This is a genomic window from Ruegeria sp. B32 (assembly GCF_025141855.1).
GTDB classification, from domain to species: domain Bacteria; phylum Pseudomonadota; class Alphaproteobacteria; order Rhodobacterales; family Rhodobacteraceae; genus Ruegeria; species Ruegeria arenilitoris.
On record NZ_CP081106.1, the window covers coordinates 1,915,762 to 1,942,399 of the forward strand.

26 protein-coding genes are annotated in these 26,638 nt (G+C 62.0%); 13 read left to right on the top strand and 13 right to left on the bottom strand.

The window, feature by feature from the left end:
- Positions 1-2: 2 nt before the first annotated feature.
- Complete coding sequence (locus tag K3752_RS09730) at positions 3-1,154, bottom strand: FAD-dependent oxidoreductase (RefSeq protein WP_260063127.1); 1,152 nt, start codon at positions 1,152-1,154, stop codon at positions 3-5.
- 71 nt (positions 1,155-1,225) lie between these two features.
- Positions 1,226-1,648, bottom strand: coding sequence for an RNA polymerase-binding protein DksA (gene dksA / locus K3752_RS09735; RefSeq protein ID WP_170358872.1), 423 nt, complete (start codon positions 1,646-1,648; stop codon positions 1,226-1,228).
- Positions 1,649-2,012: 364 nt separating this feature from the next.
- Between dksA and K3752_RS09740 the strand changes: the two genes are divergently transcribed.
- The 5 genes from K3752_RS09740 (at position 2,013) to K3752_RS09760 (ending at position 6,164) form a co-directional block, all read left to right on the top strand.
- Complete coding sequence (locus tag K3752_RS09740) at positions 2,013-2,858, top strand: MoxR family ATPase (RefSeq protein ID WP_093962329.1); 846 nt, start codon at positions 2,013-2,015, stop codon at positions 2,856-2,858.
- A gap of 124 nt (positions 2,859-2,982) precedes the next feature.
- Positions 2,983-3,432 (top strand): GNAT family N-acetyltransferase, encoded by a 450-nt coding sequence (locus K3752_RS09745; protein WP_170338202.1) that lies wholly within the window; start codon positions 2,983-2,985, stop codon positions 3,430-3,432.
- Entirely contained in the window at positions 3,429-4,778 is a 1,350-nt protein-coding gene (locus tag K3752_RS09750; protein WP_260063128.1) for a DUF2927 domain-containing protein, read from the top strand. Before K3752_RS09745 ends, K3752_RS09750 begins: the two co-directional genes overlap by 4 nt.
- 26 nt (positions 4,779-4,804) lie before the next feature.
- A complete protein-coding gene (locus K3752_RS09755) occupies positions 4,805-4,975 on the top strand; it encodes a hypothetical protein (RefSeq protein WP_170338198.1) in 171 nt (56 codons plus the stop codon).
- A gap of 4 nt (positions 4,976-4,979) precedes the next feature.
- Positions 4,980-6,164 (top strand): VWA domain-containing protein, encoded by a 1,185-nt coding sequence (locus K3752_RS09760; protein ID WP_260063129.1) that lies wholly within the window; start codon positions 4,980-4,982, stop codon positions 6,162-6,164.
- 19 nt (positions 6,165-6,183) lie between these two features.
- Here K3752_RS09760 and K3752_RS09765 read toward each other — a convergent pair whose 3' ends face one another.
- Positions 6,184-7,668 (bottom strand): inorganic phosphate transporter, encoded by a 1,485-nt coding sequence (locus K3752_RS09765; RefSeq protein ID WP_170358865.1) that lies wholly within the window; start codon positions 7,666-7,668, stop codon positions 6,184-6,186.
- 203 nt (positions 7,669-7,871) lie between these two features.
- Here K3752_RS09765 and K3752_RS09770 point away from each other — a divergent pair, with 203 nt between their 5' ends.
- Complete coding sequence (locus K3752_RS09770) at positions 7,872-8,558, top strand: M48 family metallopeptidase (RefSeq protein ID WP_093962334.1); 687 nt, start codon at positions 7,872-7,874, stop codon at positions 8,556-8,558.
- Positions 8,559-8,612: 54 nt separating this feature from the next.
- On the opposite strand, the gene K3752_RS09775 is transcribed toward K3752_RS09770, so the two are convergent.
- From K3752_RS09775 to K3752_RS09795, 5 genes are read right to left on the bottom strand one after another with little or no spacing between them, the layout of a single operon-like run.
- Positions 8,613-9,155 carry an RSP_2648 family PIN domain-containing protein gene (locus K3752_RS09775; protein WP_170338194.1) on the bottom strand — a complete coding sequence of 181 codons (543 nt, stop codon included), beginning with the start codon at positions 9,153-9,155 and terminating at the stop codon, positions 8,613-8,615.
- Positions 9,152-10,360, bottom strand: a complete 1,209-nt coding sequence (locus tag K3752_RS09780; RefSeq protein ID WP_260063130.1) for an RSP_2647 family RNA methyltransferase — start codon at positions 10,358-10,360, stop codon at positions 9,152-9,154. Before K3752_RS09780 ends, K3752_RS09775 begins: the two co-directional genes overlap by 4 nt.
- Before the next feature lie 52 nt (positions 10,361-10,412).
- A complete protein-coding gene (locus tag K3752_RS09785) occupies positions 10,413-10,685 on the bottom strand; it encodes a hypothetical protein (RefSeq protein ID WP_222456802.1) in 273 nt (90 codons plus the stop codon).
- Positions 10,672-13,464 (bottom strand): glutamine-synthetase adenylyltransferase, encoded by a 2,793-nt coding sequence (locus tag K3752_RS09790; protein WP_260063132.1) that lies wholly within the window; start codon positions 13,462-13,464, stop codon positions 10,672-10,674. The genes K3752_RS09785 and K3752_RS09790 overlap by 14 nt, the downstream gene beginning before the upstream one ends.
- Before the next feature lie 13 nt (positions 13,465-13,477).
- Positions 13,478-13,867, bottom strand: a complete 390-nt coding sequence (locus K3752_RS09795; protein ID WP_170363276.1) for a nuclear transport factor 2 family protein — start codon at positions 13,865-13,867, stop codon at positions 13,478-13,480.
- Between the two features lie 141 nt (positions 13,868-14,008).
- Between K3752_RS09795 and K3752_RS09800 the strand changes: the two genes are divergently transcribed.
- The 4 genes from K3752_RS09800 (at position 14,009) to K3752_RS09815 (ending at position 16,222) form a co-directional block, all read left to right on the top strand.
- Positions 14,009-14,428 carry a DUF2852 domain-containing protein gene (locus K3752_RS09800; RefSeq protein WP_170338185.1) on the top strand — a complete coding sequence of 140 codons (420 nt, stop codon included), beginning with the start codon at positions 14,009-14,011 and terminating at the stop codon, positions 14,426-14,428.
- 67 nt (positions 14,429-14,495) lie between these two features.
- A complete protein-coding gene (locus tag K3752_RS09805; RefSeq protein ID WP_093962341.1) occupies positions 14,496-14,927 on the top strand; it encodes an RDD family protein in 432 nt (143 codons plus the stop codon).
- 74 nt (positions 14,928-15,001) lie between these two features.
- On the top strand, positions 15,002-15,826 hold the full coding sequence (locus tag K3752_RS09810) for an arginyltransferase (RefSeq protein ID WP_093962342.1): 825 nt from the start codon (positions 15,002-15,004) through the stop codon (positions 15,824-15,826).
- A gap of 6 nt (positions 15,827-15,832) precedes the next feature.
- Positions 15,833-16,222, top strand: a complete 390-nt coding sequence (locus K3752_RS09815; protein ID WP_170338689.1) for a VOC family protein — start codon at positions 15,833-15,835, stop codon at positions 16,220-16,222.
- A gap of 74 nt (positions 16,223-16,296) precedes the next feature.
- Here K3752_RS09815 and K3752_RS09820 read toward each other — a convergent pair whose 3' ends face one another.
- The 3 genes from K3752_RS09820 to K3752_RS09830 all read right to left on the bottom strand — a co-directional run bounded on the left by K3752_RS09820 (position 16,297) and on the right by K3752_RS09830 (position 20,802).
- Entirely contained in the window at positions 16,297-18,651 is a 2,355-nt protein-coding gene (locus K3752_RS09820) for a TRAP transporter large permease subunit (protein WP_170366234.1), read from the bottom strand.
- A gap of 17 nt (positions 18,652-18,668) precedes the next feature.
- On the bottom strand, positions 18,669-19,595 hold the full coding sequence (locus tag K3752_RS09825; protein WP_170338177.1) for a TRAP transporter small permease subunit: 927 nt from the start codon (positions 19,593-19,595) through the stop codon (positions 18,669-18,671).
- Between the two features lie 124 nt (positions 19,596-19,719).
- On the bottom strand, positions 19,720-20,802 hold the full coding sequence (locus tag K3752_RS09830; RefSeq protein WP_260063133.1) for a TRAP transporter substrate-binding protein: 1,083 nt from the start codon (positions 20,800-20,802) through the stop codon (positions 19,720-19,722).
- A gap of 247 nt (positions 20,803-21,049) precedes the next feature.
- Here K3752_RS09830 and K3752_RS09835 point away from each other — a divergent pair, with 247 nt between their 5' ends.
- Both K3752_RS09835 and K3752_RS09840 read left to right on the top strand, forming a co-directional pair.
- The gene (locus K3752_RS09835) at positions 21,050-22,483 is read left to right on the top strand and encodes a cache domain-containing protein (RefSeq protein WP_170368605.1); all 1,434 of its coding nucleotides are present in this window, start codon (positions 21,050-21,052) and stop codon (positions 22,481-22,483) included.
- Positions 22,483-23,127: a response regulator transcription factor gene (locus K3752_RS09840; RefSeq protein ID WP_170338171.1), complete on the top strand. Its 645-nt coding sequence runs from the start codon at positions 22,483-22,485 to the stop codon at positions 23,125-23,127. The genes K3752_RS09835 and K3752_RS09840 overlap by 1 nt, the downstream gene beginning before the upstream one ends.
- 30 nt (positions 23,128-23,157) lie before the next feature.
- Here the strand turns inward: K3752_RS09840 and K3752_RS09845 are convergent, their stop codons facing one another.
- Both K3752_RS09845 and K3752_RS09850 read right to left on the bottom strand, forming a co-directional pair.
- The gene (locus K3752_RS09845; protein ID WP_170338682.1) at positions 23,158-23,532 is read right to left on the bottom strand and encodes a VOC family protein; all 375 of its coding nucleotides are present in this window, start codon (positions 23,530-23,532) and stop codon (positions 23,158-23,160) included.
- A gap of 44 nt (positions 23,533-23,576) precedes the next feature.
- On the bottom strand, positions 23,577-24,422 hold the full coding sequence (locus K3752_RS09850; RefSeq protein WP_170366237.1) for a hypothetical protein: 846 nt from the start codon (positions 24,420-24,422) through the stop codon (positions 23,577-23,579).
- 418 nt (positions 24,423-24,840) lie between these two features.
- Here K3752_RS09850 and K3752_RS09855 point away from each other — a divergent pair, with 418 nt between their 5' ends.
- Positions 24,841-26,592, top strand: coding sequence for an acetolactate synthase 3 large subunit (locus tag K3752_RS09855; protein WP_260063134.1), 1,752 nt, complete (start codon positions 24,841-24,843; stop codon positions 26,590-26,592).
- Positions 26,593-26,638 lie beyond the last annotated feature (46 nt).

The window sequence follows — 26,638 nt, forward strand, 5'->3', positions numbered from 1 at the left end:
CGTCAGGCCGTCGGGTCGTAATCGTAGATCCAGTCGTATCGACGCGTCAGGCGCGGACCGATCAGGGCCAAGGCCGCCTGCGCGGCCAGTCGTGCGGGACCGCGCAAATGAAAGTTCCGCGCGTTGGCACCGGCAGCTGCGACCACCTTGCGCGCGCGGGTTTTTCTCGTGATTTCATAGGCTTCGAGTGCGCGGCGGACACCCGACTGTTCGTCAAAAGATCGGGCCAGGATCCAAGCATCCTCAAGGGCGAGGCACGCCCCTTGAGCCATAAACGGCAATGTGGGATGCGCGGCGTCCCCCAAAAGGGCAACGCGACCATTCTGCCATTTCTGTGCCACCGGGCGCAGAAACAAAGCCCAAAGGTGAACATCTTGCACCTGCGCAAGCGCGGCACCTGCAGGACCGCCGAAATCGGCAAAACGCGCCCGCAGGTCCTCGGGGTCACCGCGCAGGCGCCAGCCCTCCTCCCGCCAGTCGGACCGCCCTTCTACGGCCACGATGTTAAACATGGACTGCTTTCGCAGCGAATAGGTCACGACATGACGCCCGGGGCCCATCGTCAGCGATGCCATGGGCTCGGCTTCGTGGTCGGTCCAGGGCACCGTTGCCCGCCAAGCCACCTGATGCGTGAATGCGGGCGCTTCGGTTCCGTTCAGGGTGGGCCGGATACCGCTGCGCCCTCCATCCGCTGCAACGGCGAACTCCGCGCGCAGCCGGGTTCCATCCTGCAGCGCAATCTCGGCTTCGGCTGGATGCTTCCGAACATTGGTGACGCGGGCATTCAGCCTGATCGACACCCCTGCGCGCTCGGCCGCCTTTTGCAACACATCCAGAAGGTCAGCGCGATGGAAATACCACGTGGGTCCGGCCGAAGGTGCCGGAAGGCGGCTAACGACGCGGCCCCGCCGATAATCGCGCAGAAGAGTGCCGTGAGAGAGTTGTGCGACCCGACCGGGATCATCCACGACACCCAGCGCACGCAGGACTGCCATGCCGTTGGCGCTGATTTGCAAACCGGCCCCGACCTCGGTCAAGGCCTCGGCCTGCTCGAGCACGGTCACCCGTGCACCGCGTTGCTGCAAGGCCAGCGCAGCGGCCATTCCGCCGATCCCGCCGCCGATGACACAAATCTGCAAACCGTCGATCTTCATGACACGGGCCTAACGCAAAAAGGCCGGAGCCACAGGCCCCGGCGCATGTCTTTTTTGAAAGAACCCAGCGATCAATCGTCGCGGTGCACTTTTTCGCGACGCTCGTGACGCTCTTGCGCTTCCAGCGTCATGGTCGCGATCGGACGCGCATCCAGACGCTTGAGCGAGATCGGGTCGCCGGTTTTTTCGCAGTAACCGTATTCGCCCTCGTCGATCCGGCGCAGAGCGGCGTCGATCTTGGCAACCAGTTTGCGCTGGCGGTCCCGGGTGCGCAGTTCCAGCGCACGGTCGGTTTCCTCGCTGGCGCGGTCTGCAACGTCGGGAATGTTACGGGTGCTGTCCTGCAGCCCCTCGATCGTGTCCCGGCTGCCTGCCAAAAGTTCGTGTTTCCAGTTCAGCAGCTTGCGGCGGAAATACTCAAGCTGGCGTTCATTCATGAAAGGTTCATCTTCGGCCGGACGATAGTCCTCCGGCAGAAAAACTTCCTGCTTCATATTGGCTCCCTCGGTATGGCCAGAAACGTCTTTTGCGGTCGTGTCGCCTGACATTTGGCACCCCCTTCTGCGCAGCGTTTAACTGACGGGACGGGGAATGTCACTATCCAAACGCAACCCCGACGCGCCGTTATGAGAACCGGTATAAATATGAGACTTTGGACACCAAATCGTCGCCATTCTGTGAAAGCGAAAGGACCATTTTGCGGCAGAACACCCTTGAGCGGATGATGGAATCGGTGCGATTCGTCCCTCGCGCCCGTCGTTGGCAGCCCGCGACGCTGCGGCCCGGCTTGTCATTCGGCCCCGCCCTAGGTAACCCGGTTCCCGTCTCCTGTTGCTGCGACCATCATACGAGGGCCCCATGACCGCACGTTTCAAAGGCACAGCCGAATACGTTGCCACCGACGACCTGACCATTGCCGTAAACGCAGCCGTCACGCTGGAACGACCACTGCTGGTCAAGGGTGAACCCGGAACGGGCAAAACCGAACTGGCCAAACAGGTCGCCGGCGCGCTGGGTCTCAGGATGATCGAGTGGAACGTCAAGTCGACCACCCGCGCGCAGCAGGGTCTTTACGAATATGACGCCGTCAGCCGTCTGCGAGACAGCCAGCTGGGCGACGAACGTGTGCACGACGTTTCGAACTATATCCGCAAAGGCAAGCTGTGGCAGGCCTTCGACGCCGATGAAAAGGTCGTGCTGTTGATCGACGAGATCGACAAAGCCGATATCGAGTTCCCCAACGACCTGCTGCAGGAGCTCGACAAGATGGAGTTCCATGTCTACGAGACCGGCGAAACGATCCGGGCCAAACACCGCCCCATCGTGATCATCACCTCGAACAATGAAAAGGAACTGCCAGACGCTTTCCTGCGCCGCTGTTTCTTCCACTACATCCGCTTCCCCGACGAGGCTACGATGCGTCGCATCGTCGAAGTGCATCACCCAGGCATCAAAGAGGCGTTGCTGACCACCGCCCTGACCCAGTTCTACGAAATTCGCGAGACGCAGGGGCTGAAGAAAAAACCCTCGACCTCCGAGGTGCTGGACTGGCTCAAGCTGCTCCTGGCTGAGGATCTGGATGCCGAGGACCTGAAACGCGACGGGGTAAATGCCCTGCCCAAGCTGCACGGGGCATTGCTTAAGAACGAGCAGGACGTGCATCTGTTCGAACGGCTGGCCTTCATGGCGCGCGCCAAGCGCTGAAGCCCGCCCATTCATGAATACTTGGTGATCACGGCTTGCCTTGCGGCAAGCCTGATGCCAGCATTGCTGCAACAAAGATCAAAGAACACGACACCGAGCACGCTGAAGAGCAGGACCGCCCGAATTGACCCAAGCGCCGCGCATTCGCCCCCTCAAGCCCGAAGACCGGCCGAGCTGGGACTTGTTGTGGCGGGCATATCTTGAATTCTACGAAACGGTCTTGCCCGACGAGGTCTACGACAGCACGTTTGCGCGCCTGCTGGGGGATGATCCGCAGGACTTTTCATGCCTTGTGGCCGAGTTGGACGGCGAATTGATCGGGCTGACCCACTTCCTGTTTCACCGCCATGCTTGGAAGATCGAAAACGTCTGCTATCTGCAGGATCTCTATGCCAGCCCGCATGTACGCGGCACCGGTGTCGGTCGAGCGTTGATCGAGGCCGTCTATGCCGAAGCCGATCGAAAAGGCGCGCCCGATGTCTATTGGTTGACGCAAGAGTTCAACCATACGGCGCGCCAGCTTTATGACCGCGTCGGCCAACTGACGCCTTTCCTCAAGTATCGGCGTCCATGAAACGTCTTGCTGGCATATTTCTTGGCTTTGTCCTTGCCGGCTGCAGTTCGGTCGACCGGATTGAGTTGCCCGATGAAATCAAGGTGACCGAGGCCGCGGCACCGGTGACTCAGGCCTTCGGCACGCCACGTCCTTTCCCGCCGGCCCGGTCGAATACGAACATCGCGGCGGATTTCGTGGAGCTGCATTTCTCGCTGGAAAGTGGCACTGCTCTGCCGGTGTTCACGCGGTTCGAGGGTCCGATCACAGTTCGGCTGACGGGCGCCCCTGCCCCCACGATGCAATCCGACCTGACGCGTCTGCTGACCAGACTGCAGCGCGAAGCCCGGATCGACATCCGCCAGATCAACGATGGGCAGGCCAACATCACGATCGAAGCAGTGACCCAGCGCCAGATCCAGCGGCTGCTGCCGCAGGCCGCGTGTTTCGTCGTGCCCAACGCGTCCAGCCTCGAGGAATACAATCGCGACAAGCGCAAGACCAAAAGCAGTTGGCGCGCACTGCGCAGCCGCGAGCGATTGGCGATCTTCATTCCCAACGATGTCAGTCCCCAGGAAATGCGGGATTGCCTTCACGAAGAACTTGCACAGGCGATCGGGCCTCTGAACGACATGTACCGCCTGCCGGATTCGGTCTTCAACGACGATAATTTCCACACTGTCCTGACCGGGTTCGACATGCTGATCCTGCGCGCGACCTATGTGCCGGAGCTTCAGACCGGCATGACCCGGGAACAGGTGGCGCAGGTCATACCCGGGGTCATCGCCCGCCTGAACCCGCGCGGCGCCAATCTGCCCGTCCAGCCAATCTCGGAGACCCCGCGTGAATGGATCGACGCCGTGCAACTGGCGGTCGGCAAGGGCCGAGCCTCGCCGCGGCAAATGCGGGCCATCGACCGCGCGATGCGGATCGGCCGAGAGCAAGGTTGGACCGATCACCGCCGGGCGTACCCCCATTATCTGAAGGCCCGTTTGGGTGAATTCGACGCCCCCGAGGAAGCGCAGCGCGAATATGCCATCGCTCTGCAATACCTGCGCGCGACCCCTGGAACCGAGCTTCAACGCGCGCATATCACGGTTCAGACGGCGGCCTATGCGCTGACCCAGGGGCGCGGCCCCGAAGCCCTGCCGGACCTCGACCGGGCCATCGCGACGATGACGCGGGCCGAAAACGCCTCGATGTTGGCGACGCTGCTGCTGCTGAAGGCCGAGGCCCTGAAGCAGGCCGGCAAACCCGAACAGGCACGCTCCGTCAGACTGGACAGTCTGGGGTGGGCGCGCTACGGGTTTGGCTCGGAATTGGTGGTCAGCACGTTGATGCAGGACGTCGCGCTGGGGGCCCCGTAACATCGCAAAAGGCGGATGACGAACACATGCTAGTGGTTGTGGGAATGGCGGTCCTGGGGGCGGCTCTGGGCGCGCTGACGGCACGAAAACGCAAAGGCAGCGGCGCGGACATCGCCCAATATGCAGCCGGCTACGGCATTGCATTTGCATTGGCGGGACTGGCCATTTCGCTTGTTCTGGTGCGGGTGATAGGCTGAGCCGATGTTCATCCCCTTTTTCGAAAACCTCAGAAAAGCCGGCATCCCCGTCTCGTTGCGGGAATACCTGACTTTTCTGGAGGGGATGAAAAAGGGGCTGGCAACCTACGACATCGAGGCGTTCTACTACCTCGCCCGTGTCTCGATGGTGAAGGACGAGCGCAACATCGACAAGTTCGATCGCGCCTTTGCCGCCAGCTTCGAAGGGCTGTCCGAGATCACCTTCGATCAGGTGCTCGAGGCCGTGGACATCCCGGCCGAGTGGCTGGCCAAGATGGCCGAGAAGCACCTGTCAGACGAGGAAAAGGCCGAGATCGAAGCGCTTGGCGGTTTCGACAAGCTGATGGAGACGCTGCGCGAGCGGCTGGAGGATCAGCAAGGCCGCCACCAGGGCGGCAACAAGTGGATCGGAACGGCGGGCACCTCGCCCTTCGGCGCTTACGGCTACAATCCCGAGGGCGTGCGCATCGGCCAGAAGGAAAGCCGCCACCAGCGCGCGGTCAAGGTCTGGGATAAGCGCGAGTTCCGCAATCTGGACGACACGGTCGAACTTGGCACCCGCAACATCAAGGTCGCGCTGAAACGCCTGCGCCGCTGGGCCCGTGAGGGCGCCGCCGAAGAACTGGACCTCGACGGCACCATCCGCGCCACGGCCGAGCACGGATACCTGGACGTTAAGACCCGGCCCGAACGGCACAATGCGGTCAAGGTGCTGCTGTTTCTCGATGTGGGCGGCTCGATGGACCCGCATATCAAGGTGGTCGAGGAATTGTTCTCGGCCGCGCGGTCCGAGTTCAAGCACCTGGAATATTTCTATTTCCACAACTGCCTGTACGAAGGCGTCTGGCGCGACAATCGCCGCCGGTGGGATGCGCAGACCCCCACGCATGAGGTGCTGCGGACCTACGGCCCCGACTACAAGTGCATCTTCGTGGGTGATGCGTCGATGTCGCCTTACGAGATCGCCTATCCCGGCGGCGCCAACGAGCACTGGAACGCCGAGGCCGGTCAGGTCTGGCTGCAGCGCGCGCGCGAACAGTGGACGTCGAACCTGTGGATCAACCCGGTGCCCGAGAAATACTGGGAATACACCCATTCCATCGGCATGATCCGCGAGATCTTCGAAGACCGGATGGTGCCGATGACGCTGGCCGGGCTGGAACGCGGCATGCGCGAGCTGACGCGATAGCGCCAGCCCGGCTTTGCTTTTATCCGGCGATTGCCTGAATTCCCAGGAACAGCAGACCTGACAGCAGGGCCGCCGCGGGCACGGTGATCACCCAGGCCGCGATGATCGTCAGGAAATGCGACCGGCGCACCAGCTTGCGGCGGCGGCGCTCTTCGGGGGCCAACACCGGGCGTTCCGGCACAGCGCCGCGCGCCTTGATCAGGCGCCGCTCGGCGTCCCATTCCCGGAAGAACCCGACACCGAACACTGCGCCCACGGCGATGTGGGTCGAACTGACCGGCAGGCCAAGCCAGCTGGCCACGATCACGGTGATCGCCGCCGACAGCGCCACACAATAGGCGCGCATCGGGTTCAGCTTGGTGATCTGGCTGCCGACCACCCGGATCAGCTTGGGCCCGAACAAGAACAGACCGAACGAAATGCCGAAGGCGCCGATGATCATGACCCAGGGCGGAATGTTCACCGCATGGGTGAAATCACCCACCGCCGAAGCCTGAACGATGGCGGCCAGAGGTCCGACGGCATTTGCCACGTCATTGGCCCCATGCGCAAAGCTGAGCAGCGCCGCCGAAATGATCAGCGGGATGCCGAACAGGATCTTCAGCGACTTGTTGCGGTTCTCCAGCCCTTCGGCCTGACGGCGAATGACAGGAATCGTCACCATCCAGATCAGCACTCCGCTGACCAGACCGATCACCAGGGCCGTCTGCAGGTTGATCTTGAACAGGTGTTTCAGGCCTTTCAGCGCAAGGTACGAGGCAAACGCCCCGGCCATGATGCCGACCAGAACTGGAACCCATTTGCGCGCAGCGGCGATCTTGTCGTCCTGGTAGATGATCCGCGCCTTGATGAACCACAGGAATCCGGCGGCGATGATGCCGCCCAGAAGCGGCGAGATGACCCAGCTTGCAGCGATCTGGCTCATCTTGACCCAGCTGACCGCGCCGAACCCCGCCGCCGCGATCCCTGCCCCCATGACGCCCCCCACGACCGAATGCGTGGTCGAGACCGGAGCGCCAACCCAGGTGGCCAGGTTGATCCAAAGCGCAGCAGACAACAGCGCGGCCATCATGGCCCAGATGAAGACGGTTGCCGTTCCCATGCTTTCGGTATTGATGATGCCCTTGGCGATGGTCGAGACCACGTCTCCACCCGCGATCAGGGCGCCGGCGCTTTCGAAAACTGCGGCAATCGCGATGGCGCCGCCCATGGTCAGGGTGTTCGCGCCCACCGCCGGGGCCATGTTGTTGGCCACATCGTTCGCCCCGATGTTGAGCGCCATGTAGGCTCCGAACATGGCCGCAATCACGACGATCATCGTGTTGCTGGCCTGTCCGAACAACAAAGCAGCCGTGATCCCGGCGATCACGATGAACACGAAGGCGATGCCCGATCCGACGAACGGCCGCCCGACCTGCGCCGTTGCAACCTCGAGGCGGGAAAACCGCCGCAGGTCACGATCCAGTGTTTCAAGGTGCCGGGCTTCTAAATCATTGTTGGCCATTTGTCCCTCTTGCATAGCGCGCGCTCGCACAGCGTGCGCCGTGCCCTAGAAGGCTTTTGCCTTCATTTCAACCTTTGAAATATGGAAACTGCGATCTGACGCCGCGCGATTTCCGTCTCACGAACTGCCCCAGGTCGCCCATGTTGCCCGAAAGTGATGAGGAACGACTTGCCCCCGCATCCCGATCCGCCCATATCTGAGATATGTTGCGTCTGACCCCAATTCTGCTGGCGATCGCCTATGCCATTGTGATGTATCGGATTTCCGTCTGGCGCACCCATCGCGAGCTGGATGCGAAGTCGACCGAACTGGCTGATCCCGAGTTGAAGCGTATGACCGACCGCCTGGCCGCCGCCTTGGATGTGGCGCGCGTGCCGGTCTATATCTATGAAATCGACCCGGTGAACGGGCTGGCCGCACCGGACGGGCGCATTTTCATCACCCGAGGCTTCTATCGCAAGTTCCGCAACGGCGAGGTCTCAGCCGAGGAGATGGCCAGCGTCATCGCGCACGAGCTGGGACATGTTGCGCTGGGCCACGCCCGGCGGCGGATGATCGATTTTTCCGGTCAGAACGCGATGCGGGCGGCGCTGATGATGCTGCTCAACCGGTTCATTCCCTTCATCGGCGCGTGGATCGCAAATGCGCTGACCGCGCTGCTGGCCTCGCGCCTGTCGCGGGCGGACGAATACGAGGCGGACGAATACGCAGCCGCCCTGCTGACCAAGGCCGGAATCGGGATCGGGCCGCAGAAATCCCTGTTTCACAAGCTTGAGGATCTGACCCAGCAGCGGGCGGGCGTGGTTCCGGCCTGGCTGATGAGCCATCCCAAGACGGACGAGCGGATTGCCGCGCTGGAGGCCCTTGAACAACGTTGGGAGCGTGGCTGAGGGTCAGAGTGCGAGAGGCCACACTCTCGCGATATTTGGAGCCAGGGGAAGAGGTCAGGCCGCCAAAGCCTTGCCGAGACGCGGCAGGCGGGCTTTTTTCATCAATGCGCGCAGAGTCCATCTGTCGCCCGACAGACGGTTGGCTTCGGTCAGGACCGATTGAGCCATCTCTTCGACACTGCTCGGGTCACTCTGCCAGATGCCGTGAAGGAAGCTGTCGGGGTCGATACGCGCAAGGCCCTCTTCCGCCAGAATATTCCTTGGAAAGTCTTTGGCATTCACGGTGATGATCGTGTCGGCCGAAGCGGCGACCGCGGTGGCCAGCACATGGGTGTCGGCCGGATCGGGCAGCCAGAGTCGCTGTTCGAGGCCGGGTGCCTCGGGGCGTTCGGCCTGCGGCCAATGTGCCTGCACCAGCGCGATTTCGGCCCGGGCCTGCGCCTCGCCCTCGGGTCCGAGTTTGCGGGCGGCGCGGGCCCATTCCTCGAGGATGCGAGCCGACCAGAGCGGGGTGAAATGGCCCCGCGTGGCCACGCCCAGCAGCATCTCGCGCATCACCGTCGGATAGATGACGCAGGTGTCAAGAACCGCCTTCACAGCCGGTAGAACGCGGATTTCAGATAGCCGCTCTCGGCCAGCTGCGGCAGTTGCGGATGGTCGGGTCCGGCAAAGCCGGTGTGGATCATCTGCGCCTGACGCCCGGCCCGGCCGATGCCGCGGGCGCAGGCCTCGCGAAAACGGGTCAGGTCGGCGGCATGCGAGCAGGAACACAGGCCCAGATACCCCCCCGGTTTGACAAGCGGCGCGGCCAGACGGGCGATCCGCTCATAGGCCCGCAGCCCGGCATCCAGCGCCTGTTTCGACGGCGCAAAGGCCGGCGGATCGCAGATGACCACGTCGAACTGCGCACCGTCCTCACCCAGCTGGGTCAGAACGTCGAAGGCATCGCCCTGTCGGGTTTCAAAGCGGTCACCGAAGTCCGATGCGGCGGCGCCCTGCTCGGCCAGAGTCAACGCGGCGGCCGAGCCATCGACCGACAGCGCATGATCTGCCCCACCGGCCAGCATGGCCAGGCCAAACCCGCCCACGTGGCTGAACACATCCAGCACATGCGTGCCGGGCCCCGCCAGCCGGGCGGCAAAGGCGTGGTTGGGGCGCTGGTCATAAAACAGGCCGGTTTTCTGGCCTCCGGTCAGGTCGGCCATGTAAGTTGCGCCATTCATCGGAACGGGCAGCGGGGCATCGGGCGCGGTGCCGCGCAGAGACTGGCTCACGTCATCCAGACCTTCCAGCCCGCGGGTGCGGCCCGAGGCATTCTTGAGCACGGTCGTCACCCCCGTCACCGCGACCAGCGCGTCGGTCAGAAGGTCCAGATGCGCCTCGGCCCAGGCGGCGTTGGGCTGGATCACGCAGGCGTCTCCGAACCGGTCAATGATGACACCGGGAAAACCGTCGGCCTCGGCATGGACCAGCCGATAAAAAGGCGCATCGAACAGCCGTTCACGCAAGTCGAGCGCGCGGCGCAGGCGGGTTTCGAACCACGCGGCATCCAGCTGCGCCGACAGGTCGCGATCCAACACCCGGCACATGATCTTGGAATCCGGGTTCACTGCCACCAGCGCGATGGGGGTACGCTTGTCGTCCTCGAGCACGGCCAGAGCGCCGGGCGCGATCTTGCGGGTGCGCCGGTCGGTAACGATGTCATTGGCATAAACCCAAGGAAAGCCGTGGCGCAGACCGCGCGCGTTGGCTTTGGGTTTCAAACGGATTCTGGGGCGGTCGGGCATGTCGGCTTGGGTCATGGCGCCCTCATAGTCGCGATTTCGCGGGCAGAAAAGCCCCTCCGGCGATCCGTCAGCGTTGGCGCGCCCGCCAGCCGCCGCGCCGGCGCGGGGCCTGCGCGGTGTCCAGCCCTTCGCGCAGAACCTGTGTCATGGGATGGTCGGCATCCTGTGCGGCATAGGCGACATGCAGTACGCTCAGCGCCTGCTTCTGGTCGCGCCCGTCCGGCAGGCTGAGCGCCCAGTCCAAAAAGATGCTGCGGCACTCGGGCAGCGTGATTCCGTCGATGCGATAGGCCTCGCGGATCAGGCCCTTGGGGTCGTTCGGGTCGTCACTGCGCGCCATCCGCACTCTCCTCGATCACCGCGCCGATCACTTCGGCTGCGGCAGCATAGCTGTCCTGCAAGGCGGACTGTAACTGCTCGACCTGCTCGAACCCGGTCGCCCGACACAGAAAGGCCGTGCCCCCCTGCCCAGTCTTGTCGGCCTCGATCACCTTGCCCGACAGTAGCCGCGCCGCGCATTGCACCGACCAGCATAGGTCATATGCGTCCTTCAACACCTGCGCCTGAGCGACATCCAAAAGACCCGCAGCGACCGCCCCGTCCAGGCCCGAGTCGACGTCGCGCTGTGGCGCGCCGGACAACAGTGCGCCGGTTTCGGCCATCAGTTCGATATCCAGCAGACGGCCGGGGCCATTCTTGACATCCCAGACACCGGCGGGAGATTTCGCGGCCGCGAGGCGTGCGCGCATGTCGGACACTTCGCGCAGGGCTTGATCCTTGTCGCGCGGGCGAGACAGGAACTGCGTTCGGAAAGCTTCGAAATCGTCTGCCAGATCCGTGTTGCCTGCAACTGCGCGCGCGCGGGTCAAGGCCAGATGCTCCCAAACCCAGGCTTCCTCTTGTTGGTAATGAGTGAAGCTGGCCCAGCTTGTGGCGACTGGCCCCTGATTGCCGGACGGCCGCAGTCGCATGTCGACCTCGTACAACCGTCCTTGCGCCATCGGTGCCGACAGGGCGGTAATCAGCGCCTGCGTAAAGCGCGCATAGTAGGTGCGCGTGGCCAGTGGCTTGGGGCCGTCGGACATGTCCACCGCTTGCGGGTCGTAGATCACGATCATGTCCAGATCGGATTGCGAATTCAGCCGAGCGGCCCCCAACGACCCCATGCCCAGCACCACAGCGCCACGCCCTGGGGGGGAGCCGTGCTTCTGCGAAAACTGCTGCTCTACGCAGGGTAAGATCGCGGCGATGACAACCTGCGCGAGGTCCGCGTATTGCCGCCCGGCCTGCAACCCGTCGATCAGACCGCGCAGGTGGTGCACACCGATACGGAAATGCCATTCCTTGCACCAGCGCCGCGCCAGATCCAGCTGCGTTTCATAGTCCGACTCAGCCGCCAGCGCGTGGGACAGTTCAGCCTGCAAGGCGGACTGACCGGGCCAATCGGCAAAGAAGCTGCCACCGATCACCGCGTCGAACACCTGGGCATTGCGCGACAGGTGCGCGGCCAGTGCATGCGAGGTTCCGACGATGTCGACCAGCAGGTCGATCAGATGCGGGTTGGCTTCGAACAGCGAAAACAGCTGCACACCAGCGGGCAATCCGGCCAGAAACCCATCCAGCGCCAGCAGCGCCTCGTCGGGACGGGCGGTCTTGGCCAGCCGGGCCAGCAATTCGGGTTTGAGCCGCTCGAAAATGCGCGCGCCCCGTTGCGAACGCAGCGCGGGATAGGTTGTCCACCGGGCCAGAACGCCGGCGTCGAACTCGACCGGGGGCGCTGCGGTCGGCGCGGGACCGGCGCCAGGCGCGAAAAAGCCCTCGGTCAGCTCGTGCACCTCGGTCAGGCGGCGGGTCAGATCGGCCGTCAGCTCGGCGCTGGTGGTGCCCATCAAGCAGGCGATGCGCTCGATCCCGTCGGGCGACTGCGGCACCTTGTGGGTCTGCGCGTCATGCACCATCTGGATGCGGTGCTCGACCTCGCGATGGGCGCGGTAATGGTCGGTCAGCTTGTCGGACACGTCCTGCGGCACCCAGTCCTTGGCCGCCAGCGCCGCCAGCCCTGGCACCGTGCCGCGCACCCGCAGTTCGGGGTCACGGCCCCCGGCGATCAATTGCCGGGTCTGGGTAAAGAACTCGATTTCGCGAATGCCGCCCTGCCCCAGCTTCATGTCATGGCCGGGGATCGTCAGAGCCCCCCCGGTGCCCTTGTTCTCGCGGATGCGCAGGCGCATGTCGTGAGCGTCCTGGATGGCGGCGAAATCCAGATGGCGGCGCCAGACAAAGGGCCGCAGGGTCTCCAGAAACCGCTGCCCGGCGGCGATGTCACCGGCGCAAGGGCGGGCCTTGATATAGGCTGCACGCTCCCATGTGCGGCCCAGGCTTTCGTAATAGCGCTCGGCCGCCTCGGTCGCCATGCAGACGGGGGTGACCGCAGGATCGGGGCGCAGGCGCAGATCGGTGCGGAACACGTACCCATCGGCCGTCTTGTCGCTGAGCGTAGCGCAGAAATTGCGCGTGGCCCGCACCATGCCCTGCCGCGCCTCATAGAAATCGTCGGGATCGTACCGGGTTTCGTCGAACAGCACGATCAGGTCGATATCCGAGCTGTAGTTCAGTTCGTGCGCACCCATCTTGCCCATCGCCAGGATCACCATCCCCGCGGCGGTTTCGACGTCGTCTTCGGTCATGCCGGGCAGCTTCTTGCGCCGGATCAGCGCCGCGATCTCGGCCTTGGCCGCGATGTCCACGGCAAGCGCCGCAAAGTCGGTCAGTGCCGTCGTGACCTGCTCGAGGTTCCAAGCTCCGGAAAGGTCGGCCAGGGCCGTCAGCAAGGCAAGCCGATGCTTTGCCTGCCTCAGACCCGGTTTCAACTGGTCAGGAGCCAACGCGCACGCGTCGTCCATGATCTGCGCAAGAGCGTGCTGCGGCCGATCCAGCGCCGGGGCCAGCCAATTGCGCTCACGGTCGATCAAGCTCTTGAGGTACGGGCTGCTGCCTGCGGCACCAGTCACCAGTTCGGACTGATCAGCGGTCAGATCCGGCACTGCGGCGCAGGCTTCTCGCCCCAATTCGGGGTCGTAGGGACGCGGGACGCGTTGGATGGTAAGATTGTCGGTCATGGGCGAATTCCGGTCAGTTAACGTCGACTGGAGTGTCCTGGCTGAAGGTATTGATCCAGCCATCATCCCGGCGTTCCCACAACGATGAGATCAGCATCGCCTCGCGCGCGGACGCACCCGGCCGCTGATAGTCCGCCCGGTAGGACAACAGGACGATATCCGATGTCAAAACGCGCAGTTGCGCCGCGCTCAACTCATATGACTCCATGGTCGGGCTGTCTGCGAACTGACCCACATGATCGTCACGATTGGCGAAACCGGATGGGTATACGCCCAGAAAATCGGCGCTCAGCAACGCCCGGTCCGCCTGCGCATCACCCTCGACCAAAGCGGTCCAGACCTGCTGCTCCAGGTTCAGGATTTCTTCAAGCGTCGGGGCGGGCTTGTCGTTGTGCGTGTTCATGCCCGCACGTTGCGCAGGATCAGAACTGCCGTCAACCGGGGCACTTAATGTAAATCTTTTTCACATCACCCCTTGCATCCGGGCCGGGCCACCCCATCTAGATCAATGTGAACACAATTTACATCAACCTGGAGAGCCCAAATGACCGCATTGTCCGAACACGCCGTCCCCCGCAACCCGGGATGGTTGCACCGTGCAGAGGCCTGGCTAGACGACAAGGGCAAAGGCGCCTGGATCGCTGCCATGGTCCTTGGTTTCATCTTCTTCTGGCCCGTTGGCCTGGCCCTTCTGGCCTATATGATCTGGAGCAAACGCATGTTTAGCAAATCCTGCAGCCGCCGCCATTCCTGGCACAGTCACATGAGCGCGATGAAGCCCTCGGGCAACAGCGCATTCGACGCCTACAAGGCCGACACGCTGGCCCGCCTGGAACGGGAACAACAGGATTTCGAAGCCTTCCTGCACCGCCTGCGCGAAGCCAAGGACAAGGCCGAGTTCGACCAGTTCATGAACGAACGCGCTCAGGAGAATACGGCGGACGACAAGGACGAAACCGCCTGATACCCTACCGCCCTGCCCCCTCTCTGTGGGACAGGGCAAACCTCAACAACCGACCGGAAATTCCTTCATGTCTCATCTGCCCGACCCGGATCGTCAGCCGGACTTCTACAAATCCGTGGCGATCAAACGTTTCTTCGCGTGGCTGTTTGATATCGCCTTCATTTCGCTGCTGTGCACGGTTGCCATTCTGCTGACCTTCGGCATGGGCCTGTTCGTCATCGCGCTGATCTATGCGGTCGTCAGTTTCATCTACCGCGTTGTCACCATCGCAAACGGGTCTGCCACGCTGGGTATGCGCTTTATGGGAATCGAGCTGCGCGACGCATTTGGCGAACGCATGGATACCGGCAAGGCCGTCGCGCATACAGCCGGCTACTTTGTCAGCATGGCGTTTCCGATCCTGCAGATCATCTCGGTCATCATGATGCTGACCAGTGCCCGCAACCAGGGCCTGACCGATGCCTTCCTCGGCACCGTGATGCTGAACCAGCGCGCCTGACACGGCCCGTTTCTGGGACTTGGCGACCCCAGAAACGGTTGCTATCATCGGCCCCGAGGAAACACGGGGCCTTCATGCGACACACGCTGCCGATTGCGCCGCAGTTCTATGTGACTGCACCACAGCCCTGCCCTTATCTCGAGGGCAGGATCGAGCGTAAGCTGTTCACCGCCCTGCAGGGCGAAGGCGCGGATCAGCTGAACAACTCTCTGTCGCAGCAGGGTTTTCGCCGGTCTCAAAACGTTCTGTACCGGCCCTCTTGCACCGATTGTGCGGCCTGCCTGTCGGCCCGGATCGACGTCTCGGCCTTTTCTCCGACCAAAAGCCAGAAACGCGCGGCGCGGCGCAATGCGCACCTTCAGCGACGCGCGACCTCACCTTGGGCCACCGACGACCAGTACGAGCTGTTTCGGCGGTACCTGGACACACGGCACGCTGATGGCGGCATGGCGGATATGGACGTGTTCGAATTCGCCGCGATGATCGAAGAGACCCCGATCCGCAGCCGCGTCGTTGAATACGCCGACCCCAAGACCGGAAACCTGATCGCCGTCAGCCTTACCGATGTTCTGGATGACGGGTTGAGCATGGTCTATTCGTTCTATGACCCGAACCAGCCGCAAAGCTCGCTGGGAACCTATATGATCCTCGATCATATCGACATCGCGCGCGAGGCCGGGCTGCCATATGTATATCTGGGCTATTGGGTCCCCGGCAGCCCCAAGATGGGCTACAAGGTGAAATTCGCCGGGCTCGAGGTCTATGTGAAAGGCGGGTGGCAGCGTGTGGACGACCCGGAGGCATTCACCGACTCAACGCATCACCCACTTTCGACTGCTCCGATTGCCGAGCAGGTCGCGAATATCCAACTTCCCGATCGCCACCCTACCAAAGGTTGAATTCTGATGCAGCAAGGTTTGCACGCCGTCACCCTGGTGGTGCCGGACTATGATGACGCGATCGCGTTCTACACCAAGACGCTTCGGTTCCGGCTGACCCAGGACATCGATCTTGGCGAAGGCAAACGATGGGTTTTGGTTACGCCCCCTGGCAGCGATGGGGCTGCTCTGCTGTTGGCCAAGGCTGACGGAGACAGCCAACGGGCCGCAATCGGTAATCAGACCGGAGGTCGTGTCGGGTTTTTCCTCAGAACCGATGATTTCGCCCGCGATCACGCAGACATGCTGGCCAACGGGGTCCGGTTCGAGGAAGAGCCCCGCCATGAACCCTATGGCATCGTTGCCGTCTGGCAGGATCCGTTCGGGAACCGTTGGGACCTGATCCAGTTCACCTGACAACCGGCGTCAGCCGGGACCAAAGCAAAGGGGGCCTCGCGGCCCCCTTTTCAGTTGGATAACGCCATCACCGATCAGTTCGGGATCAGGTCCGGCACGATCGTCACGATCGACGGGAAGAACCACAGAATTCCGATGCCCACCACCTGGATCAGCACGAAGGGGATGATCCCGCGGTAGATATGGCCCGTCGTTACCTCTTTCGGCGCCACGCCGCGCAGATAGAACAGCGCAAAGCCAAATGGCGGCGTCAGGAACGAGGTCTGCAGGTTCACCGCCACCATGATCGTCACCCATTTCGGGTCGAACGACCCGCCATAGATCACCGGACCCACGATCGGGATCACGATGTAGATGATCTCGAGGAAGTCCAGCACGAAGCCAAGGATGAACAGCACCAGCATCACGATCAGGAAGACCGTGAACTCGTTGTCAAAGCTCTTCAGGAACTGCTGGATGTAGTGTTCCCCGCCGAACGAGATCACCACCAGGTTCAGCAGCTGCGAGCCGATCAGGATGGTGAAGACCATCGAAGTCACCTTGGCGGTTTCCCGCACCACCGGTGTCAGAACACCGCTGGCATACAGCACCCAGCAGGCGAACAGCAGGCCGAACAGCGCATAGAGGTAGGTGGCATAGGCCAGGATGAACGCAATCCAGGTCTCGACGCTTACATCGCCTTGGTTCACGCGGAGGTCAAAGTTGACACCCAGCAGAAGGCAAATGATGACGGCGAAGGTGGACCAGATGATCACTTTGCCCGACCGCCCCTGATCCTGCAGTTTGCGATAGGCCGCCAGCATGATGGCCCCGCCTGCCCCCAGCGCTGCGGCCGGAGTCGGGTTGGTCACACCACCCAGGATCGATCCCAGAACCGCGATGATCAGAACCAGCGGCGGGAATACCACGCGGATCAGATCATTGGTCGCACAGCGCGCCGCCGCTTCCTTGCAGCCATACATGGCAAGCCCGAAAGGCAGCGCCAACAGCAGGAAGGTGGCCCCCGACGAGGTGGTCGGCGCAATCAGCAGAACATCGACCAGCAGCATCAGGATCAGTCCGATAGCACCCACGATCAGCGGCTGCGGCGATTGCGAAGGCGCAATGCCGCGGCCCAGAACCAGCGTCAGACCCAGCAGTACGACCATGACCGCAACACCGGTGCCGATCGGGGCGGCAGCCGCAATCTTGGCTTCACGGGCCGAGGCCAGTTCTTCCTCGCTCAGCCGTTGCGCCTCGGTTGCGCCGCCGGCAGCATCGATGGCTTCCTGCTCGGCCACGGCCTTGTCCCAGGCCGCCTGACCATGCAGGTCGATCATCGAGGCCTTGCACTCCTCGGACACATTGGTGCGCAACGAGGCCGCCTCACCGATGTCCGAGAAGCCGGAAACGGTGATGTTCTGGCTGCCAATGACACCGGCGCTGCCCAGCAGAACCGCGCCCACGATCAGTGCGACCGGGGCACCCAGCAGCCAAGTCAGGCCTTCCGAGCGGGTGATGGTCTCGCCGCTGCCGCCTGACAGTTCGACCGCAGGTGCCTTGTGCGGGTTGAGCAGCGCGTAGCCAAAGGCATAAAGCGCATAGAGCAGCGCCAGCATGATCCCCGGCAGCAACGCCGCCTGAAACAGCGTCCCCACCGAAACCACGGCCGGCTCGCCCAGATAGGTCAGCGCGTCGGTACAGCCCGCTTCGACTGCGCGGGTCTCCTGCGCCGTCGAATACAGGTCACCCGCCAGCGTGCCCAGCAGAACGATCACGATCGAGGGCGGAATGATCTGCCCCAGCGTGCCCGAGGCCGCGATCACACCCGTCGCCAGCTCTGGCGAGTAGTTGTTGCGCAGCATGGTCGGCAGGGCCAGCAGGCCCATCGTCACCACGGTCGCGCCGACAATCCCGGTCGAGGCCGCAAGGAATGCCCCCACAACCACGATCGACACCGCCAGACCACCCGGCAGCGGGCCAAAGACGCGCGCCATCGTGGTCAGCAGATCGTTGGCGATTTTCGAGCGTTCCAGCGTGATGCCCATCAGCACGAACATCAGCACCGCCAGCAGAGTCTCGATCGACTGACCGGCCAGAACCCGTTCGTTGATGCGGTTCACGATGAAGGACACGTTGCGGTCCAACGCGGTTTCCCAGCCCTGAACAAAGACCGGCTCGGCGATCCTTGGCAGGTCCGGGTATCGGAACACGGATATCACGTCGGGTTTCACACCCGAATTCACGATGTCCCGATAGGCTTGCGAGCTTGTGTCGATCGCCTGGTGGATCAACAATCCGGCGCTGTCCAGCGCGGCGATGATCCCGAAGGAGATGATACCGGCACCGCCGATGGCAAACGCCACCGGAAAGCCGCTGAGAATTCCGCCAAACAGGCAGAGGAATACGATAATGAGGCCTATCTCGACGCCATCAAGTCCGAATAGCATTGTCTTGGTCTCCGTCCTTAATGTGTGCCTTCGTAGGCTTCTTCACCCTCGCCAAGGCTGTCCTTGTCGAGGTATTTTCCAGCGCTTTCCGGGCCTTCGACATATTCGAGATAGGACCGGTAGAAGAACGCGATCGCGTGCAGGAACACCATCGCGGCAAAGGCCACAAGCAGGATCTTGAACAGGAAGTAGGCATTGAAGCCGTTGGGGCTGAAGCCGATGGTTTCGACGTTCCAGCGCAGCGCGCGGGATTTCATCACCAGCCGGTCCAGCGTGTCGCTGGCCGAGGGCTTCGGCACGATCAGGTGACGCCACATGAAGTACCAGCCATACATCCAGGTCAGCACGGCGATGGGCATCATGAACAGGATCGAGCCCAGCATGTCGACCACGCGCTTGGCCCGGTGCGAGATGCCGGCATAAACGAGGTCCACGCGGACGTGGCCGCCCTGCACGAAGGTGTAGGTGCAGCACAGGCAAACGACGAGCGCGTTGTACAGCTTCAGCTCTTCGGCGTACCAGCTGATATCCATCTGAAACGGGATACCCAGACCAAACGCCATGTCAGGCCGCGCGAATACGCGCTGCATGAATACGATGACGATTTGCTGGATCACCATCAGCAGGCCCGCCCAGGCAAAGAAACGCCCGGTCGTGTTGGCGAACCCTTCCAAAACGCGCACCATGCCCCACATGAAGCCACGGAAGTAAAGCCCGATCGCGGTCAGCACGAGGAAGATCGTGAAGACCACGAAAAAGAACTCGACCGACCCGCCGTAGTAGACAAAGCGCATGATTGCTTCTTTGTCCGACCAGTTCAGCCACAGCTGCGGATGCGTGATGGCGTATCCGAAATTATAGAAGGCTTCGGCGATGCTCTGAACGAACCAGACCAGTCCGTTCCACAGGGCGCCGAAGAACGAGATACCGTTTTCGTCCTGCATAATGTCCCCAGGTCCCGTTGGTTGCGACGCTGATTATAGCGGAAAACCGTGCGATCCGCGCATCTGCAACAGGAAAGGTTTCCCCGCACGTGGCGGGGAAACCGTTTGATTGCCAGACGGCCAGTTAGCCCAGAACGCGGTCGCGCTGAGCGGTGTAGACGCCCGACGACATGTTCAGCCACGACGACGAGGCTTTCATCGATGCCATCGCGCTGTCGTGGATCTTCTTGAACAGCTCGTCGCTCATGTTCTCGGCCAGAACTTCCTGGCTGGCTTGTCCGAAGGCATCCCAAACACTGTCGGGGAATTCCATGACCTTTACGCCACCGGCCTGCAGACGCTGCAGCGCCGCGCCGTTGTTGGCCAGGAACTGTGCCAGGTTCCACTGGTGCGCTTCGCCGGCAGCGATCTCGATGATCTTCTGGTGCGCCGGCGAGAGGCTTTCGAACACGTCGCGGTTGGTGGCCAGCGACAGGCCTGCGCCCGGCTCGTGGAAACCGGCGGTGTAGTAGATCTTGGTGATCTCCTGGAAACCGGCCTTTTCGTCGGCCCAGGGACCGATCCACTCGGTGCCGTCGATGGCACCCGAGGACAGTGCCTGGTACACTTCCGAACCCGGAATGTTCTGAACCGATGCGCCCAGTTTGCCCAGAGCCTTGCCGCCCAGACCCGGCATACGGAACTTCAGGCCGTTGAAGTCTTCGGGGCTGTTGATCTCTTTCGAGTACCAGCCGCCGGCCTGCGCACCGGTGTTGCCTGCCAGGAACGATTTCAGGCCGAAGATCTGGCCCAGTTCGTCATGCAGCTCCATGCCGCCATCGAAATAGTACCAGTTCACCAGTTCCTGCGCGGTCATTCCGAACGGAACGGCGGTGAAGAACGCATAGCCCGGGTGCTGACCGACAAAGTAATAGTCAGCGGCGTGATACATGTCAGCCTGACCCGACGAGACGGCGTCGAACACTTCGAACGCACCCACCAGCTCGCCCGCGGCCTTGATGTCAACGGTCAGGTTGCCGTCGGACATTGCGGTGATGCTGTCGGCGCAACGCTGCGCGCTGTCGAACACGCCAGCCAGACCGCGGCCCCACGAGGTAACCATGGTCAGCGTGCGCTTGCCCTGCGCATAGGCGGGTGCCGCCAATGTGGTTGCCGCTGCGGCCGAGCCGCCCAGTGCCGACGTCTTTAGAAACTTACGACGATCCATAAGAGTAATCCTCCCCTTCATAGTCACGACTCGGGCAGCGCCCGAGCCAGTCGTTTACGGTAGCGTCACCCTAATGAAGGCCGTTTGAAAAGGAATACCTATTACTACGTAGATCAGATGGTTTTTTCTGCAGAACGCGCAATTGAGGAGCTCATTTCGACCCGCAAACCGCGAGTCCTGGGCGTTTCGAGCACCGGAATGCCCAATCTCTTTGCAATTTCACCCCCGCTTGCGTATCGATTCGACCATGGGGAAACTCCGCGCTCTGCTTTCACTGACCTACGCTCAGAAGCTGTCGCTGGTGGCGGCCATTCCGCTGGTCGTAGCCGTGGCCGCAATCGCGGTCATGGTGGCCTACGAATCCCGCGCGACTGCTGAACGCGAGATCAAGGCGTTGGAGCGTCGGCTGATCGAGGCCAAGAAGGAAGAGCTGCGCAATTACGTGACACAGGCCCGGAACGGGTTCGCATACATCTACGGACGCGCGTCTCCGGATGACAAGGTCGCCCAGAATCTGGTGACCCAGATCCTGTCGGCGATGATTTACGGAAAGGACGGGTTCTTCTTCGTATATGATTATGACGGCAACAACCTTGTCAGCCCGCGCCAGACCGAGTTCATCAATCAGAACTGGGAAGGCCTGACGGACAGCGAGGGTGTTCCGGTCGTCGACGAGTTCATCCGCCTGGCCCGGCAGGGTGCCGGATGGCACAGTTTCATGTGGCAGAAGCCCTCGACCGGGGAAGAGGCGATGATGATCGCCTATGTCGTCGGCCTGCAGGATTGGCGTTGGGCCGTGGGAACCGGTGTATTCATCGACGACATCGTGGCCACCGTAGCCAATGCCCGCGCCGAGGTCGAAGCGCGGGTGCAACGCACGTTCCTGTATATCGGCGGTATCGTTCTGGCGGCGGTTCTGATCGTCTTCGCCTCGGGGATGCTGTTGAACATCCGCGAACGCCGGCTTGCGGATGCCAAGCTGAAGGAACTGACCAAGCGGGTCATCGACGCGCAGGAGGAAGAGCGCGGCCGGGTGGCGCGTGAGCTGCATGACGGGATCAGCCAGATCCTGGTCGGGGTACGCTATGCGCTGGACAATGCCCGGCGGCGCCTGTCCAAGGGCGATCATGACGGCGCACGTGCGCCGCTGGACAAGGGCATCGACAACCTGGGCACCGCGATTACCGAAGTGCGCCGCATCAGTCGCGACCTGCGGCCCGGCGTATTGGATGACTTGGGCCTTGGCCCGGCCCTGAAGGCGCTGACCGATGATTTCCGCGAACGGACCGGGATCGAGACCGAGTTCTCGACCGTCGTGTTCCGCAATCGCCTGGACCAGGACAGCAAGATCGCCCTCTACCGTATCGCGCAAGAGGCGCTGACGAATATCGAACGCCATTCTGGCGCAACCCGCGTCACGATCGACCTGCGCGGCCACAAGAAGGGCGCGACCATGCGCATCACCGACAACGGCCGTGGCCTTCGGTCACGACCGGGCCGGGTCAGCACCGGGATCGGGCTGCGCAACATGCAAGAGCGCATAGAACAGCTTGACGGATCCCTGCGTATCCTGTCATCACGCGGCGCACAAAGTGGTACAGTGATCGAAGTCAGCCTGCCGCTGAGCCACCTGTTGCCGCCGCAGGAAGACGCGACACCCAAAGGAAAGGCCGGTTCCTGATGACCGAAACGATCCGAGTCCTTATCGTCGACGATCATCCCATGGTCGCCGAGGGCATCCAGTCGATCCTCGAGAGTTTTGACGACATCAAGGTCGTCGGCACGTTGGGCAATGGCCGTGACGCGGTGGATCAGGCCGCGCGCCTGCAGCCCGATGTCATCCTGATGGATCTGAACATGCCGGGGCTCGGGGGGCTCAGCGCCACGGAGCTGATCCTCGAACGGCTGCCCGACACCCGCATCCTCATTCTGTCGATGCATGACAGCCCGGAATACATCTCGACCGCATTGAGCCACGGGGCCAAGGGCTATGTTCTCAAGGATGTGCCGACGGACGAAATCAAGCAGGCCATAGACGCGGTCATGCGTGGAGAGCGCTATCTGTGCACCGGGGCGATCGGATCGCTGGAACCGAAAGAGGATGCGGCGCGCGAAGCACTCACCGGACGCGAGCAGACGATCCTTCTGGAATTGGCGCAGGGCAAGTCGAACAAGGAAGTCGCGCTGGCGCTGGATATTTCGGTTCGCACGGTCGAAACCCATCGCAAAAACATCAAGCGCAAGCTGGGCATCTCATCGACTGCCGGCCTGACCCGATACGCGCTGGAACATGGCGTTCTGCAAGGAACCGGCGTGGCCTTCTGACGGCCGCGCCATCAGCGCAGCTTCCGCGCTTCAACGGATTCCTTCGCCGAAAAAGATCAGCGTGCCGTCCTCATCCAGAACGTGAAACTCTCGCTGTTGATATGGCTGATCAAATGGCGCACGAACCCGCCCTTCGGGGAGGTCCTCGAGTTTGGGACGCAGGCTTTCGTACAAGTCGTCTATATCCTCGACATCAACATAGAAGGATTGCTCGTGGCCCAGCGGCAGGCCATCCGCGCGCGGCGGGCATTCCAGCAGGCGAATTGCAACCGGGCCAAGCCTGAGAAAAGCATAGTTGTCTTGCGTGAACCCACACGCGAAACCCAGACGATCGCAGTAGAATGCAATTTGCCGGCTCAGCGAGGAACACAGGACAAAGGGGGTCAGCTGAACAATACGTGGCACCTTGCACTCCCTGGCAGGATCTGACTGCTCCACCCTATCACGGGTCAGTCCAGAAGCTCATCGTTTCGCACCCCCTCCCTGTCGCGATGACACGGCAGCACACGGCCGTAGAGCTGCCGTGTACGCTCGACCCCGCCACACATGCCTTCGGCCTCGACAAAGGAGAATATCCCCACGTAGCGCGGCCGTGCACCCGACACTGGCGCCACGCGATGCAAGGAATAGCGCCCCCGAAAGATCTGCAGATCACCGGGATTGAGCTCCAACTGGCGTACCATTCCCATATTGCCGTCTAGAACCGAGGCCACCTTGTCAAAGTTCTCCTCCTCAGCGGTGCGCAGGTTCGGCGCGTATTCAAAGGCGCCGCCTTGCTCGCCATTCTGGATCGCCAGAGTAACCGTGTAGTTGTTCGTGTCGAAATGCCACGGAAAGCCCTGCCCCTCTTCGACCACGTTGATGATCACATCCGCCAATGGATCATCGTAGCGAAAGAACCGATCCGCGGGTTCATTCAACGCGTCGCGGATGAAGGGCAGAAATCCTTCGAACTCGTAGATTCTGCGCAGGGGGCCGGTAGACGGGAAATTGTCGGCCGGAACAAAGGCGTTCGACCGGTCATAGAACCGACGGATCGGGTGGGCGATACCAAAGCGGGGATCGTCCTTGGTGAAATAGGCGTTGGTCCGGTTGAAACTGCGATGCGCACTCGGCGCGACGGCTTCGGCTTCGGTCAGCAACTGACTCAACCCGTCTTCGTGGACAAATCCGGGTAAAACTGCGCAACCATCTTTGTCGAGGTCACGACGAATGTCATCGATCAACCGATCATAGGCCGCCGAATTCGGACGATCGATCGGATAGCGCCCTAGGTCCACCAGATCCACCAGCATGCCGTCCTCCCTGACTTGTTCGCAGCCCCAGCCTGACCCAGCCCGGACCCCGCATCATGCCCGTTTCAGACATCGCTCTGACGCATTCTGACCTCGACCACCGCTCGGAACTCGGCAAAACTCGGCCAGTATTTCCGGAAATTTCTCCACATGCGGCAATCTGCGCAACAAAATGTCGCAAAATTCGACATCAGAGTCAGGAAATTGGCCAGATTGCCTGTTGACGCCCCTTCGCGCCGCCCATAATGTCTGCCCCACGCAAAAAGGAGCCTCTGGCGATGAGAACGCTAGTCGTAATCGTAGGAACCACGCGCATGGGCCGGTAACGGTAAACCATAATCGAACCCATGCGCCTCCGAAACTTCGGGGGCTTTTTTTTGTCAAACGCAAGACACATGTCGCGAACGGAGCAAAGCAGATGACACGTGAGATGACCGGCGCAAAGATGGTGGTCCAGGCCCTCAAGGATCAGGGCGTGGACACGGTATTCGGATACCCCGGCGGCGCCGTGCTACCGATCTATGACGAGATCTTTCTGCAAAATGACATCCGTCATATCCTGGTGCGGCATGAACAGGGCGCCATACATGCCGCCGAGGGCTATGCCCGTTCAACCGGCAAACCCGGTGTCGCACTGGTGACCTCGGGGCCCGGCGCGACCAACGCGGTGACCGGCCTGACCGACGCGCTTCTGGATTCGATCCCGATCGTGGTTCTGACCGGTCAGGTGCCGACGTTCATGATCGGCTCGGATGCGTTCCAAGAGGCAGACACGGTGGGCATCACCCGGCCCTGCACCAAGCACAATTGGCTGGTCAAAGACACCAACTCGTTGGCGGAAACCATGCACGAGGCGTTTCATGTCGCCACCGCGGGCCGTCCCGGTCCTGTGTTGATCGACATCCCCAAAGACGTTCAGTTTGCCACCGGCAAATACAACGCGCCGAAACCATCGACCTCGCATTATCAACCGGCGCTCAAGGGCGACATCGAAGAGATCACCGAACTGGTCGCCGCCATCGAAACCGCCAAGCGGCCCGTGTTCTACACCGGCGGCGGCGTGATCAACTCAGGCCCCGCTGCCAGCCAACTGCTGCGCGAGCTGGTCGACGCGACCGGGTTCCCCATCACCTCGACCCTGATGGGCCTGGGCGCCTATCCGGCATCGGGCAAGAACTGGGTCGGGATGCTGGGCATGCACGGTCTGTACGAGGCGAACATGGCCATGCATGACTGTGATCTGATGATCAATGTCGGCGCCAGGTTCGACGATCGGATCACGGGGCGTATCGACGCCTTCTCGCCCAAGTCGAAAAAGGCGCATATCGACATCGACCCGTCCTCGATCAACAAGGTGATCCGGGTGGACATCCCCATCGTGGGGGACGTGGCGCATGTTCTGGAAGACGTGCTGAAGGTCTGGAAGGCGCGTGGTCGCAAAACCAACACCGAAGCGATCGCCAAGTGGCAGGCCCAGATCTCGGACTGGCGCAAGGTCAACTGCCTTGCCTACACCAACAGCGAAAAGGCGATAAAACCCCAATACGCGCTGGAACGGCTCGAGGCGCTGACCAAGGACCACGATCGCTATGTCTGTACCGAGGTGGGCCAGCACCAGATGTGGGCCGCGCAATTCCTTGGGTTCGAAGACCCCAACCGCTGGATGACCTCGGGCGGGCTGGGCACCATGGGCTATGGCTTCCCGGCTTCGATCGGGGTGCAGATGGCACACCCGGACGCGCTGGTGATCAACGTCGCGGGCGAGGCCAGTTGGCTGATGAACATGCAGGAGATGGGCACCGCCGTCCAATACCGCCTGCCGGTGAAACAGTTTATCCTGAACAACGAACGCCTGGGCATGGTGCGCCAGTGGCAGGAACTGCTGCACGGCGAACGCTACTCGCATTCGTGGTCCGAGGCCCTGCCCGATTTCGTCAAGCTGGCCGAGGCCTTCGGGGCCAAGGGGATCATCTGCAAAGACCCCACCGATCTGGATGACGCGATCATGGAGATGATCAATTACGACGGTCCGGTGATCTTTGACTGTCTGGTGGAAAAGCACGAGAACTGCTTCCCCATGATCCCGTCGGGCAAGGCCCATAACGAGATGCTGCTGGGCGAGGCCGAAACGAAGGGTGTCATCGATTCCAAAGGCTCGGTCTTGGTCTGATCGATCCATCGCCCCTTGCCGGCTTCCGGCGCACGAAAGTTGAAGA